The organism is Thiomicrorhabdus xiamenensis (genome assembly GCF_013282625.1).
Classification (GTDB): Bacteria; Pseudomonadota; Gammaproteobacteria; order Thiomicrospirales; family Thiomicrospiraceae; genus Thiomicrorhabdus; species Thiomicrorhabdus xiamenensis.
The window spans coordinates 1,232,152-1,245,979 of record NZ_CP054020.1; the positions used below are offsets into that span (position 1 = coordinate 1,232,152).

The following is a 13,828-nucleotide window of genomic DNA, read 5'->3' on the forward strand; positions in this document are numbered from 1 at the left end:
CCTCCCTTTTTTTATTGCCGAAGCAAACAGAGTTGTTATATTAAAATTTCTTCAACAGGGAACTTTGTATGGCCATAGAGCAGCATTACCAGTTTTTACAGAATGTGACGCCGTTTGACCGTCTGCCAGAATCGCAATTGATGGCGATTGCACAGACATTCGATGTGCTTTATTACCCGAAAGGCGAAGTTGTCGAGCTGTCCGAACCTTGTTTACTGCTGGTGATAAAGGGTGTGATCCAGGAAGCTCAAGATGCTAAAGTCATGGCTAAATATGCAAACGGAGCCTACTTTAACGAAGCTTCTCTGCTCCAGAGTGAAACGAATCGGTCTGCCGTGATCCAGTATAAAGTGCTGGAAGAGGCGATCTTATACCGCGTTCCGCAAGCGGTGTTCCTTGAAACCATTCAATCCTTTGCTGACTTCAAGGCGCATTTTTATTCCAATATCGTCGATAAACTCAATGCGTGGCATCAGCAGCGACAACAGGTGGCCGCAACCGAAGTGATGATGGAGGCAGTCTGCTCTGCACCGATTCAGCCGTTGGTTGTGGTTAATGCGGACGCCAGTGTGTCCGAAGCGGCGCGGAAAATGGTAGAGAATAAGACAGACTGTTGCCTGATTGATTTGGGTGATTTACAGGAGAGTCAGGATACGCGCTGGGCAATTTTAACCTCGACTGATATCTTGCGTTTTACGGCACATCAGTGCGAGCGGGATTCCATTTCTTCGGCAGTCGAGTTCAGAGCGCGTGATTTGGCTAATAAGCCATTACAGACAGTCCATGAACTGGAATATCTATTTAATGCGTTATTGAAAATGACCCGGTTTCAGATTGATCGTCTGGTTGTCCGCCGTGAAAAAAACAACGGCGAAATCGAATATTCGGGTTTTCTGCACCTTAAGGATCTGATGGGAGTGTTTGCCAATCAATCTGCTCTGGTGTTGCTTAAGATCGAACAGGCAAACTCTGTCGACGACCTGGCCGAACTTTCCAATCAGTTGGACGATTTGGTCGTTACCTTGCATCTCAAAGGGATTAAGGTGCACTATATCGCCAAGCTAATTAACGAACTGCACCGGAAAATTATCCAACGGCTGATTTCACTTCTACTGCCGAACGATCTGCATTCCAAGGTGGCGGTGATGCTGCTGGGTTCGGAGGGACGTTCCGAGCAGCTGCTGAGAACGGATCAGGATAATGCATTGTTGTTTGTCGATGATCTCAGTGCCGAGGAAAAAACGCAGTTGTTAGATTTCTCCGTAGCCTTTAATCAGGCAATGCTGCAACTCGGTTTTCCGCCTTGTCCGGGAGGGATAATGCTCAATCAACCGACATGGCGCCAGTCGCAAAGCGGTTTTAAGGCGCAATTGCGAGACTGGCTGGATAGACCTTCAATGGAAAGCTTTATGCGCTTGGCTATTTTTGCCGATGCACAAATTGTTTTCGGTCAGGCGACTCTGCTTGAGATACAACGTAAATTTATGGCGCAGCGTCTGGCAGATACGCCGCTTTTTTTGCGCCATTTCGCCAAGGTTGCGTTGCAGTTCGAAACCCCGGTGAGTTTTTTCGGCGGCTTTATCACTCGACAATCGGAACAAGGCGCTGTCATCGACATCAAGAAGGGCGCTATTTTCCCCATTGTTCACGGCGTCCGGGTTCTGGCGTTGGAACACGGAATCCAAGAGTGCAATACGCATTGGCGAATCAAGGGGCTAATGGATCTTGGTGTTTTTGAAGCGGCGCAAGGAATCGAGCTGGGAGAGACGCTGAATTACTTCAACGGACTGCGTCTTGACGCTATGCTGCGGCAAAAGGACAATGCCGCACCGGGTGAAGACGGTGATGGCGCTCTGAACAATGACGTGGCGTTGGATGATTTAACGCATTTACAACAGGATATTCTCAAACAGGCGCTGCAGGTCGTCAATCAGTTCAAGAGTTTTCTTCAACAGCATTTCAAACTGCGTGAATTGATGTAAAGAGGCGAGTGGATGAGCTGGTTGAAGAAAAAAATTGCACAGCATCGCCGGGAGCGCAACCGACGCAGCCTTAAGGATTCAACGTACCAGTTTCTCTTCGACGAAACGAAAGAGGAATATGTCTGTTTTGATTGTGAAACAACCGGGCTGAATCCAGCCAAGGATCGCATCGTTTCTCTGAGTGCGGTCAGAATTTCGGGAGATCGCATTCTGACCAGTCAGGGAATTAATTTTCTAGTCGCGCAAACCGATTCGATCAGCGAAGAAAGTATCAAGGTGCACCAAATCCGTAATCAGGATCTGCAACAGCAACAGGGCAGTCTGTTGAGCGAAGAGGAAGCGGTCAGGCGTTTTCTGCATTTTATCCGTGGCGCAACTCTGGTCGGTTACTATCTGGAATTTGATGTTGCTATGGTCAATCGCATCTTAAAACAATGGTTGGGGATTGAATTGCCGAATCCAAGGATTGAGGTTTCCGAGCTATATTATGACTTGCGCGCTAAAGAACATTTGTATGGGGTCTATCAGCCGGCAGTGGATTTGTCTTTCGAGGAAATTCTCAAGCATTTGCAGTTACCGAATTTCGGACAGCATAACGCCTTTAATGATGCGCTGATGACGGCACTGATTTTTGTTAAGCTGCGCAAATTGCAGCAAACATCGTTCTAATGACTCTGAAGGAGCTATTGTCATGTTGAACTACGCAATATATGGCACGCGAATCTTGACATTTAAGCGCCTTGTCATTATTATCCCCGTATTCTTTTTAAAAATTCTTAAGCGTTGTGGTTTTTATAATCCTCGCAGCGGCTTAAATGATAAAAGAACCCCGTTTTTACGGGGTTTTTTGTTATTTGAATTCACGAAACCTTGGAATAACATCGGTGAGATTAGAAGAGAAACTTGAAAATGCTTTAAAGCCAACGATTGAGTCGATGGGCTTTGAATTTTGGGGATTGGAATATATCTCTGCGGGTCGGCACTCGACTCTGCGCCTTTTTGTTGATCGGGAAGGCGGCATTAATGTTGACGACTGTGCCGATATCAGTCATCAGGTCAGCGCGATTATGGATGTCGAAGATCCGATCTCCGGTGCCTATAATCTTGAGGTCTCTTCACCGGGTCTGGATCGTCAGCTGTTCAAACCGGAACAGTTTGCCCGTTATCAGGGACAGACGGTTCAGATTCGCAGCGCGGTCGATATTCTCGGGCGCAAGCGTTTTAAAGGGAAAATGCTTAAGGTTGATGATCAAGGTGTCGAGATTGAAGTGGACGGTGAAATTTATCCGATTCCATTCGACGAGATTGAAAAAGCCAATCTGGTACCGGAATTTTAAGTTAACCGAATAAGTTTACGTTTTTTATCAGTTTTTACAGTTTTAGGTAAGGCGAACGAGAATGAGCAAGGAAGTATTAGCCGTTGTTGAAATTATGGCCAATGAAAAGGGCGTTGAAAAAGAAATTATCTTTGACGCTATCGAAACCGCTTTGGCAACAGCAACCCGACGCAGCTACGATGATGAAATCGATGCACGCGTGGAAATCAACCGTATTACGGGTGACTATAAAACCTACCGTCGTTGGGAAGTTATCGAAGACGATGTCTATATCGAAGATAAAGTGGGCTGGTACATCCGTCACATGGACGCTGTCGATGAAAAGCCGGGTGCTGAAGTCGGTGAATACATCGAAGAAGAAATTGAATCAATCGATTTCGGTCGTATCGGTGCGCAGACTGCCAAACAGGTCATTATCCAAAAAGTTCGTGAAGCCGAGCGTAAGAAGATTGTAGAAGTCTACGAAAAACGCGTAGGTGAAATCCTGACCGGTCAGGTCAAGCGAATCGACCGCGGTGACGTTATTCTGGACATGGGCGACAATGTTGACGCGATTATTCCACGCAGCGAATTGGTTGGCCGCGAAACTTTCCGTATGGGCGACCGTGTCCGCGGATATCTGCAGACGGTTGAATTCCGTCCTCGCGGTCCGCAGTTGTTTATGTCACGTGGCTGTAAAGAAATGCTGATTGAATTATTCAAGATCGAAGTGCCGGAAATTTCCGACGAGTTGATCGATGTAATGAGCGCTGCGCGTGATGTTGGCTTCCGTGCCAAAATTGCCGTTCGTGCTAACGATCCGCGTCTTGATCCGATCGGTGCTTGTGTCGGTATGCGCGGCGGTCGTGTTCAGGCGGTCACCAACGAACTGAACGGTGAACGTATCGATATCATTATGTGGGATGCTAATGATGCCCAGTTTGTTATCAATGCGATGGCGCCTGCTGAAGTCACCTCGATTATGGTCGACGAAGATAAGCACACGATGGATCTGGCGGTTGAAGACGAACAGCTGTCACAGGCGATTGGTAAAAACGGCCAGAATATCCGTCTTGCTTCGGAATTGACCGGTTGGGAATTGAATGTAATGACCCAATCCGAAATGAACGAGAAGCATGAGCTTGAATCTAAAGGTCAGATTGATATCTTTGTGAACAGTTTGGATGTCGATGAAGAAATTGCCGAAGTACTGGTTGCCGAAGGCTTTACTACTTTGGAAGAAGTCGCCTATGTTCCGGCGGGTGAAATGCTGGAAATCGACGGCTTTGATGAAGAGATCGTTACCGAACTGAAGCAGCGTGCGAAAGATGCGCTGCTGACAATGGCAATCGCTGAAGAAGAAAAACAAGCGCTGGCTGAACCGGCGCAGGACTTGATCGACCTTGAAGGGATGAATCTGGACATGGCGAAGAAACTCGCTTCGAACGGTGTCATTACTCAGGAAGATCTGGCAGAACTAGGTACTGACGAGGTATTGGAAATTCTGGAAATAGATGAAAAAGAGGCGGCGGAGTTGATTCTTAAAGCTCGTGCGCCTTGGTTCGAATAACAAAAAGGGAGAGGTTAATGGCTGAAGTTACAATTAAGAAGTTTGCAGAAACGCTCAACCTTTCTGTTGAAAAGCTACTGACTCAGTTGGCTGATTCAGGTGTCAAAGGTAAAAGTGAGGATGACTCCATTACCGAAGAAGAGAAGCTGACACTATTGAATTATCTGAAGAGTCTGCACGGAGAAAAGGCAGAAGGTGCACCGAAAAAAGTAACTCTGCGTCGTAAGCAGACATTGAATCTGTCAACCGGCTCGGGCAGCGGAAAGCGTACCGTCAATGTAGAAGTTCGTAAAAAACGAACCTACGTTAAGAAGGAAGAGCCGACTATGGTCGACGAATCTGAAGAGGTGATCGAGGAGACGCAACTGGAAACAGCGGCGCCGGAAATCGAAGCGCAATCGGTTGAACAGACCGTTGAAACGACGACTGTAGAGTCTGCTAAAGCGGATGAAAATGCTCCGGTTGCAGCCGTATCGGAAGATCCTGCTCAGGAAGGTGGGGTTGCGCCTCTGCCTCCGAAGGAAGATCATTCGAAAGCGGCCAAAAAGAAAAAAGATAAAAAACATCAGGAAAATCGCGAAATGGGCCAGGCCAAAGATGGTGGCAAAGGTAAAAAAACGGCTGCACCGAAGAAAAAAGCCGGTAAGCGTATTGATCTGGATGATGAGAACAAACCTTCTCGACTTGGCGCCCGTGGTTCCAAACGTAATAGCAAGTCCAAGGTAAATGAACACGCCTTCCAAAAACCGACTGCTCCGGTAATTCGTGAAGTTAAAGTTCCGGAAAGCATTACTCTGGCCGCACTGGCGGATGCTATGTCGGTCAAGTCCGGTGAAATCATCAAATATATGATGATGGAACTGGGTACTATGGCGACCATTAACCAGGTGTTGGATCAGGAAACTGCGATGTTGATCGTAGAGGAAATGGGCCACAAGGCGGTTGCCTTTACCGAAACAACAATCGAAGACGAAGTTGCTTCACAGGAATACCACGGTGCGACGGTTAAACGTTCTCCGGTTGTGACCATCATGGGTCACGTTGACCATGGTAAGACGTCTTTGCTGGATTATATCCGTAACGCTAAAGTCGCTCACGGCGAAGCCGGTGGAATTACTCAGCATATCGGTGCTTACCATGTTGATACCTCTATGGGTGGTTTGACCTTTATCGATACTCCGGGTCACGCGGCTTTCACCGCCATGCGTGCGCGTGGTGCTAAGGTAACGGATGTGGTAGTTATCGTGGTGGCTGCCGATGACGGTGTTATGCCGCAGACAAAAGAGGCGATCCAGCACGCCAAAGCGTCTGGTGTCGGTATTGTGGTTGCCGTCAACAAGATGGATAAAGAATCCGCTAACCCTGAGCGTGTAAAACAAGAGTTGGTTGCGGAAGAAGTTGTTCCGGAAGATTGGGGCGGTGACGTTCAGTTTATTCCGGTTTCAGCGAAAACCGGTATGGGAATCGACGATCTTCTGGATGCGATTTCGTTGCAGGCGGAAATCCTTGAGCTGGAAGCACCGACCGAAGGTCACGCTAAAGGTGTCGTTATCGAATCACGTCTGGATAAAGGGCGCGGTCCGGTTGCCACGGTTCTGGTACAGTCCGGTACACTGAAAAAAGGTGATATCGCACTCTGTGGTATGGAATACGGTCGCGTGCGTGCCTTAGTCAGTGATACTGGTGAAAGTGTTGACGAAGCGGGTCCTTCGATTCCGGTAGAAATTCTTGGGCTTTCCGGAGTTCCGGTTGCCGGGGATGAGATGATTACCGTTGATACTGAACGTAAAGCGCGTGAAGCGGCTATGTACCGTCAGGCGAAGCATAAAGAGTTGAAGATTGCCCGTCAGCAGAAAGCGAAGCTGGATAATATGTTCAACAAGATGGCCGAAGGGGATATCCAGAATATCAACATTATCCTTAAGGCGGACGTTCAAGGTTCGATCGAAGCGATTACCGATGCATTGGTTAAACTGTCCAACGATGAAGTTAAGGTTAACGTCATCGCTTCCGGCGTGGGTGGTATTTCCGAAACGGATGCCAACCTGGCTCTAGCTTCCGAAGCTCTGGTTGTCGGTTTCAACGTTCGTGCCGATGCCTCTGCCAAACGTATTATCGATAGCGAAGGCATCAGTCTGAAATACTACAGTGTTATCTATGAAATCGTTGACGAAGTGAAACGTGCGGTTGAAGGTAAACTGGCTCCGGACTTCCGTGAAGATATCGTCGGTGTTGCAGACGTCCGTGACGTCTTTAAAGCGCCTAAGATCGGAGCAATTGCTGGTTGTATGGTTACTGAAGGTAACGTTAAGCGTAATAATCCGATTCGCGTACTGCGTGATAATGTGGTTATCTACGAGGGCGTTCTGGAGTCGCTACGTCGCTTTAAAGACGATGTCAACGAAGTGCAGAAAGGCATGGAGTGTGGTATCGGCGTTAAAGATTATAATGACGTTAGGGTCGGTGACCAGATCGAATGTTATGAACGAGTAGAAGTTAAGCGTACACTTGATTAATTCGAGACGAGACAATTAATTTCCGATCAATGCCTCGTTTACTGTAAACGGGGCATTTTAGTATTCACATCGTTTAAAAGGATTACATAGATGGCAAACTCTACTGTCAGTCGCCCGGTTCGTGTTGCGCAGGAAGTTCGCAGAACTCTAGCGACTTTGTTATTACAGGAAGCGAAAGACCCGCGCTTTCAAAATATTACGATTACCGATTGTCAGGTTTCCAAAGACCTGAGTATCGCAAAAATCCATTTTTCCCTGATCGGTCATAATTCGACGGATCCGGAAGTTGAGCAGACCCTAAAAGCACTGGATAAAGCCAAGGGATTCCTGCGTTCCGAAATCGGCAAGCGCCTGAAATTGCGTATTGTCCCGGATCTGCGTTTCTATTTCGATACGGTTCCGGAAAATGTTCAGTACATGGAAGACCTGATCAACAAGGCGCTCAATAAGAAATAAGATAAGCACGGAATTCATGGCTCAATATCGCAACCCTCCAAAACAAAAGGTGAACGGTATCGTTCTTCTTAATAAGCCGGCCGGAGTCTCATCCAACGGCATTATGCAGCAGGTCAGACGTATTTTTAATGCGGAAAAGGCCGGACATACCGGTGCCTTGGACCCATTCGCAACCGGTTTGTTGCCGGTCTGTCTCGGAGAGGCAACCAAAGTTTCCGGACTGCTTCTCGATTCCAATAAGCGCTATACGGCGACGTTAAAACTCGGCGAACAGAGCGATACCGGTGACACCGAAGGCGAGATCATCGCCACCGCTGAAGTTCCTGAACTGAATGAGCAAAAGGTTGATCAGGTTTTGCAGCAGTTTAAGGGCGAAATCGAACAGATCCCTCCGATGTATTCGGCTCTGAAACATCAGGGCAAACCGCTGTACTGGTATGCACGTCAGGGCATCGAAATCGAAAGGCCGGCGAGAAAAATCACCGTCTTTGACATCCAACTCAAGCAGTTGCAAGAACGGGAGTTGGTATTTGATGTTCTTTGCTCAAAGGGAACTTATGTCCGTACCCTAGGTGAAGATATTGCCAAAGCGTTGGGAACGCTCGGTCACTTGACGGCATTGCACCGTACGCAAACAGGCAGTCTTAGTGGTGATGACATGCTAACGCTTGAAGAAATTGAACAACAGAAAGAAGCGTGTCTGAAACCGATTGATATTGCGCTGCAGCATCTGCCGGCGATTCATTTAAATGCGGAACAGAGCAAGCATCTGTTGCATGGCGGTATGCTGCGTCTGCCGCAGCCGGACAGTGAACTGGTGCGTTTTTATAACGAGCAGAATGTCTGTATCGGCGTCGGCGAGTGGCACGAAACAAAACAACTCCTCAAACCCAAGCGTTTGTTTAACCTTTAAATACTAGATTGACGGCCCAGGCATGGAACAGATGCGTTTTATTACCGCCGACGGCATTTTGGATTTGCGCTCGGCAGCGGATTATCAGGCGGGACACCTTAAAGAATCGACTTTGCTTCCCTTCGAATCCCTTTTCGAAAGTCTCAACCAGCTTCCGGCGGCACCCGCCGAACTGTTTCTGGTTGGCGATAAGGATCAAATCGATACCGCCACACTTTTTCTCGATGCCAAAGGGTATGAGGTTAAAGGCTCTCTGGTTTTTCAGAATCATGAAGATATTGAGTTCTGGTCACAACAGCTGGCTGATTTCTGGTGTACCGGTAAAGAATCGAAAATCCTCTGGAAACCGAGTACGCTGGTACAGGAATTTGCCGATAACTGGCTTCCTGAACTGCAGGGAAGAATGCCGGAAAAGCAACGTCCATTGGCTCTGGATATTGGCTGCGGCGGGGGACGTGATGCGGTTTTTCTCGCCAAACAACGTACTCAGGTGCTGGCGATCGATAAGGAACGTCGGGTATTAAAGCGCGCTAAAGAACTGGCTCATGCCAGTGGCGCTCAGCTGCAGTTTAAATGCTGTGACCTTAAGCAGGAAAGTTGTATTCCAGAAGAGGTTAAAGGACGACCTTTCGACATCATTTTGGGGGTTCGCTATCTGAACCGTGAACTTTTGCCGCAGCTGAAAAATCAGCTGGCACCCGGCGGTTATTTTTTATGGCAGACCTTTGTTGATATCGGCGAGCCGATTGAATCCCCTAAAAACCCGAATTTTTTACTGAAACAAGGCGAGCTGCAGCAAGTTTTTTCAGGTTTTGAAATGATTGTTGATAGAATACAGCGGTTGGACGATGGACGACCACTAAATACTTTTATCGCTCGCAAACCGCTCGGTGATGACAAATAAAAAAAGACAAGAAAAGGAGTGCCTATGTTATCGATGACTGCCAAAGAGTTGTTCCGTTTTTTCCAGAATCACTTGATCTGTGAATCTTTGACCCTTGAGGAAGTAGAAAAGCTGATGGCTTATCTGCAGGAAAGAGATTTCACAAAAGACGAAGTGATTTTTGATATCGGAGAAGTCGGAGATGCACTTGGTTTCGTTATGAATGGCCGCGTACAGTTTATCGGTCCGGACAAGGATAATGTCGCGGTAGGTACTCAAGGTGAAGGTTCCCTGATTGGTGAAATGTCTTTCTTCGATCGTAAACCTCGTGATTTGCGAATGAAGGCTTGTGGTAAGGAAGGGGTGACAATTTTGATGTTGACCCGTCCGATGTATGACCGTTTGAAAGTTGAAGAGCCGTTTATTGCAGTAAACATTCTGGAGAACACGATTGTCAGTCTGGATAATCTGGTGCGTCACATGGGTGAAGACATCTCGGCGCTGGGGCACTATATGCACGGTTTCGGCCGCCAATAGTTCCTGAAAGAGCTAAAACGCCCTCACTCTTTGTTGCACTTCGCTTATTTAGTTTTACTGAACTGCGTTTAGTGCGCCTTGATTGAGGGCTTTTTATTGTCTTTAGAAAGCCTCTTTGAAGACGATAATGGACGAATAATTACTTAAATGGTTGACTCTTAAGCAAAAACCATTAAAATTCACGGCTTATTTCTGTCATCGGTTGCGGAAATAGGCTTTTATTAAAACCGATCTAATTGGAGATAACCCATGTTTGATGCTGAAACTAAAGCAAAAATCATCGCTGAATACGCGACTTGTGAAAACGATACTGGTTCACCAGAAGTTCAAGTAGCACTTCTAACTCACCGTATTACTTACCTAACTGAGCACTTTAAAGCACACAAACAAGATAACCATTCTCGTACTGGTCTTTTGCGTTTGGTTAGCCGTCGTCGTAAGCTTTTGGATTACCTTCACAAGAAAGACGGTGAAAGATACCTTTCATTGATCAAGCGTCTAGGTCTACGTAAGTAAGCTTTTACGCACTTGTAATCCATTTTGGATGACTGAAAAAACCCCGCATCGTCGGGGTTTTTTTGTATCTGCTAAATTAAATATTACCGTCATGTGACAAGTTTTCTTGCGTGTGATAGTTTATAGCCTCTTTTAGAGGAGAAGTAATGACACTGAAAACAAATAGAGTGTGTCAGCCGTGTACCGCCTGTTGTGACGGCTGGGTGCAAATCAAGGTCAAAGGCTGCGAGGCCTATCCGGGAAGACCCTGTCCACATAGCACCGGCAGTGGATGCGACGACTATCACAATCGTCCTGTAGATCCATGCCGAAAGTTCGAATGTGCATGGGTTAAAGAGGGGTCTTACCTTCCGGATGATTTCAGACCCGACCAATGCGGTGCTCTGGTGATCGACAATGTGTTGCAATGGCAGGGAATGGACGTCGATCTTGCCGTACCGGTCGGTCGGGAAATTCCGCTAGAGACATTGAATTGGCTCAAAAGTTATGCCGAACAGAAGATGCGACCGCTGATTTATCAGCAACAGCCAGCTAACCGCCGCAAACTGGTTAAGAATCCGTTAACACTGGCGCATGGACCGCCGGCCTTTCAGGAATGGCTTCAGCAGAAGCTCGAATCGGGTGAGAAGCTCTGGTAAATATCGAGCGCTCTCCGAGCCTCCTGTGTTTAGAGTGAAAATAGGACAGAAAAAATTGTTTTTTCTGTCCTATTTTTTTGTCAAAGTCAGTAGAATGTTAGCCCTGTAATCGATTTATTATTCGAATTGAGTCTGTAAACCCTAACAAGCCTGAATCCCTAAGGCAGATGTTTATCAAGCATGCGTACTATATAACTGCTTTAACGCTGTTTTAGGGATTCAGGTTTCGGACTCAAATTTATATCTGAAACCTAATGAAAGGATTTTGCATGTCAAAAATCACTGCGGCTTTCCAATATGGAAAACATCAAGTTACTCTAGAAACCGGTGAAATCGCCCGTCAGGCTGATGGTGCCGTTATGATCGGCATGGGGGACACCCGCGTTCTGGTTACGGTCGTTGCCGCAAAAAGTGCCAACGAAGGTCAGGACTTCTTTCCGCTGACGGTTAATTACCAGGAAAAAGCCTACGCGGCCGGTAAGATTCCTGGTGGCTTCTTGAAACGCGAAGGGCGTCCGTCTGAAAACGAGACCCTGACTTCACGTTTGATCGACCGTCCGATCCGTCCTCTTTTCCCGAAAGGTTTCTATAACGAAGTTCAGATTATTGCGACCGTAGTTGCGCTGGATCCTGAAGTCGGTTCTGAAGTTCCGGCTATGCTGGGTACTTCGGCGGCTCTGGCTATTTCCGGGATTCCGTTTAGCGGTCCGATCGGTGCGGCGATTATCGGTTACAAGGATGGCGAGTATCTGTTAAACCCGAGTAAAGAAGAACTGATGGAATCAGATCTTGAGTTGAGTGTCGCTGGTACCAAAGAAGCGGTTCTGATGGTTGAATCCGAAGCGTCCGAACTCTCCGAAGACATCATGCTGGGTGCGGTGGTTCACGGTCATCAGGAAATGCAGATCGCGATCGAAGCGATTGAAAGTTTCGCTGCTGAAGCCGGTAAACCTGCATGGGATTGGCAGCCGCCTGCGGAAAATACCGAATTGAAAGACGCCGTTTTTAATCTGGTTGAAGCAGATGTTGCCGAAGCTTATCTGATCTCTGACAAGATGGATCGCTATGCGGCTTTGGATGCAGCGAAAAGCAAAGCACTGGAAACTTTGTCACAAAGCGAAGAAAACCCTGATGGTTTCAGCGAAAAAGAGATCGAAGGCATGTTTGCCAAAGTACAGAAGAGTATCGTTCGTGGCCGTATTATCGCCGGTGAGAAGCGTATCGACGGGCGAGACACTCAGACGGTTCGTACGATCGACTGTCAGGTTGGTGTTCTTCCTCAGGTTCACGGTTCAGCGCTGTTTACCCGCGGTGAAACTCAGGCGTTGGTCGTAACGACACTGGGTACAGAAAAGGATGCCAAGATTGTTGACGAATTGACCGGTTCCTACCATGACCGTTTTATGCTGCACTACAACTTCCCTCCATTCTCGGTAGGTGAGTGTGGTCGTGTCGGTAGCCCTGGTCGCCGTGAAATCGGTCACGGTATGTTGGCGCGTCGCGGTGTGGCTGCAATGTTGCCGACCGAAGCGGAATTCCCTTATACCATCCGTGTGGTATCGGAAATTACCGAGTCCAACGGTTCCAGTTCGATGGCATCAGTATGTGGTACTTCGATGTCTCTGATGCATGCCGGTGTTCCGATCGCTTCGCCGGTCGCAGGTATCGCGATGGGCTTGATCAAGGAAGAGTCCGGTTTTGCGGTTCTGTCTGATATCTTGGGTGACGAAGATCACCTTGGCGATATGGACTTCAAAGTAGCCGGTACCGATCAGGGGATCACCGCTTTGCAGATGGACATCAAGATCAACGGTATTACCGAAGAGATTATGCGCATTGCATTGGATCAGGCAAAAGCCGGACGCCTGCATATTCTGGGCGAGATGTCCAAGGCGATCACGCACTCGAATCAGGAAGTCGCCACTACGGCACCTCGCTTCTTTACCATGAAAGTGAAGCCGGAAAAAGTGCGCGAAATCATCGGTAAAGGTGGGGCGACCATTCGCTCGATTACCGAAGAGAGTGGTTGCGTCATCGAGCTGGATGACGACGGTAATGTGAAAATTGCCGCTGTTGACGGTGATGCGGCGCAAATCGCGATCGACAAGATCAACGAGATTATCGCTGAACCGGAAATCGGCAGAACTTACGAGGCTGTGGTTAAGAAGATTGTTGATTTCGGTGCTTTTGTCGCTTATATGCCGGGTCGTGAAGGTCTGGTGCATGTTTCACAGATCGCCAAAGAACGTGTTGAAGACGTTAACGATTATCTGAAAGAGGGGCAGGAGATCCGTGTCAAACTGACCGATATCGACAAGCAGGGGCGTGTGAAACTTTCAATGACGGCCGTTGAAGACTAAGCGGTTGTAATCATTGTCCTGAAAAGCCATTCTTACGAATGGCTTTTTTGTCTACAGAAGGAAATAAATTCGCTTCGAAGTACAGGCTGAGTAAACACTTAAAAGAATAATAGAGTCAAAAGGTTATGCTGAGTATTTAAA

General features: G+C 47.5%; 12 protein-coding genes. All 12 read left to right on the top strand.

What is annotated here, in order from left to right:
* Positions 1–68: 68 nt before the first annotated feature.
* The 12 genes from HQN79_RS05675 (at position 69) to pnp (ending at position 13,687) form a co-directional block, all read left to right on the top strand.
* Positions 69–1,982, top strand: coding sequence for a putative nucleotidyltransferase substrate binding domain-containing protein (locus HQN79_RS05675; protein WP_173284911.1), 1,914 nt, complete (start codon positions 69–71; stop codon positions 1,980–1,982).
* Between the two features lie 12 nt (positions 1,983–1,994).
* A complete protein-coding gene (locus HQN79_RS05680; protein ID WP_173284913.1) occupies positions 1,995–2,651 on the top strand; it encodes a 3'-5' exonuclease in 657 nt (218 codons plus the stop codon).
* Positions 2,652–2,866: 215 nt separating this feature from the next.
* On the top strand, positions 2,867–3,319 hold the full coding sequence (gene rimP, locus HQN79_RS05685) for a ribosome maturation factor RimP (RefSeq protein WP_202984524.1): 453 nt from the start codon (positions 2,867–2,869) through the stop codon (positions 3,317–3,319).
* A 61-nt stretch (positions 3,320–3,380) separates the two neighbouring features.
* On the top strand, positions 3,381–4,868 hold the full coding sequence (nusA, locus tag HQN79_RS05690) for a transcription termination factor NusA (RefSeq protein ID WP_173284916.1): 1,488 nt from the start codon (positions 3,381–3,383) through the stop codon (positions 4,866–4,868).
* Positions 4,869–4,885: 17 nt separating this feature from the next.
* Positions 4,886–7,384 (top strand): translation initiation factor IF-2, encoded by a 2,499-nt coding sequence (gene infB / locus HQN79_RS05695; protein ID WP_173284918.1) that lies wholly within the window; start codon positions 4,886–4,888, stop codon positions 7,382–7,384.
* Between the two features lie 90 nt (positions 7,385–7,474).
* Positions 7,475–7,840: a 30S ribosome-binding factor RbfA gene (rbfA, locus tag HQN79_RS05700; protein WP_173284920.1), complete on the top strand. Its 366-nt coding sequence runs from the start codon at positions 7,475–7,477 to the stop codon at positions 7,838–7,840.
* 16 nt (positions 7,841–7,856) lie between these two features.
* On the top strand, positions 7,857–8,753 hold the full coding sequence (gene truB / locus HQN79_RS05705; protein WP_173284922.1) for a tRNA pseudouridine(55) synthase TruB: 897 nt from the start codon (positions 7,857–7,859) through the stop codon (positions 8,751–8,753).
* Between the two features lie 31 nt (positions 8,754–8,784).
* Positions 8,785–9,657: a methyltransferase domain-containing protein gene (locus HQN79_RS05710; protein WP_173284924.1), complete on the top strand. Its 873-nt coding sequence runs from the start codon at positions 8,785–8,787 to the stop codon at positions 9,655–9,657.
* 24 nt (positions 9,658–9,681) lie between these two features.
* A complete protein-coding gene (locus HQN79_RS05715) occupies positions 9,682–10,173 on the top strand; it encodes a Crp/Fnr family transcriptional regulator (protein WP_173284926.1) in 492 nt (163 codons plus the stop codon).
* 249 nt (positions 10,174–10,422) lie between these two features.
* Positions 10,423–10,689, top strand: a complete 267-nt coding sequence (gene rpsO / locus HQN79_RS05720; RefSeq protein WP_173284928.1) for a 30S ribosomal protein S15 — start codon at positions 10,423–10,425, stop codon at positions 10,687–10,689.
* Positions 10,690–10,835: 146 nt separating this feature from the next.
* Positions 10,836–11,327 (top strand): hypothetical protein, encoded by a 492-nt coding sequence (locus HQN79_RS05725; RefSeq protein ID WP_173284930.1) that lies wholly within the window; start codon positions 10,836–10,838, stop codon positions 11,325–11,327.
* Between the two features lie 269 nt (positions 11,328–11,596).
* Positions 11,597–13,687: a polyribonucleotide nucleotidyltransferase gene (pnp, locus tag HQN79_RS05730; protein ID WP_173284932.1), complete on the top strand. Its 2,091-nt coding sequence runs from the start codon at positions 11,597–11,599 to the stop codon at positions 13,685–13,687.
* Positions 13,688–13,828: the final 141 nt, after the last annotated feature.

Excerpts from the sequence above, each read along its gene's own strand:
- HQN79_RS05715 (WP_173284926.1), top strand. The coding sequence starts at position 9,682 with ATGTTATCGATGACTGCCAAAGAGTTGTTCCGTTTTTTCCAGAATCAC.
- rbfA (WP_173284920.1), top strand. The coding sequence starts at position 7,475 with ATGGCAAACTCTACTGTCAGTCGCCCGGTTCGTGTTGCGCAGGAAGTT.
- HQN79_RS05680 (WP_173284913.1), top strand. The coding sequence starts at position 1,995 with ATGAGCTGGTTGAAGAAAAAAATTGCACAGCATCGCCGGGAGCGCAAC.
- HQN79_RS05710 (WP_173284924.1), top strand. The coding sequence starts at position 8,785 with ATGCGTTTTATTACCGCCGACGGCATTTTGGATTTGCGCTCGGCAGCG.
- truB (WP_173284922.1), top strand. The coding sequence starts at position 7,857 with ATGGCTCAATATCGCAACCCTCCAAAACAAAAGGTGAACGGTATCGTT.
- HQN79_RS05725 (WP_173284930.1), top strand. The coding sequence starts at position 10,836 with ATGACACTGAAAACAAATAGAGTGTGTCAGCCGTGTACCGCCTGTTGT.
- infB (WP_173284918.1), top strand. The coding sequence starts at position 4,886 with ATGGCTGAAGTTACAATTAAGAAGTTTGCAGAAACGCTCAACCTTTCT.
- pnp (WP_173284932.1), top strand. The coding sequence starts at position 11,597 with ATGTCAAAAATCACTGCGGCTTTCCAATATGGAAAACATCAAGTTACT.
- HQN79_RS05675 (WP_173284911.1), top strand. The coding sequence starts at position 69 with ATGGCCATAGAGCAGCATTACCAGTTTTTACAGAATGTGACGCCGTTT.
- rpsO (WP_173284928.1), top strand. The coding sequence starts at position 10,423 with ATGTTTGATGCTGAAACTAAAGCAAAAATCATCGCTGAATACGCGACT.
- nusA (WP_173284916.1), top strand. The coding sequence starts at position 3,381 with ATGAGCAAGGAAGTATTAGCCGTTGTTGAAATTATGGCCAATGAAAAG.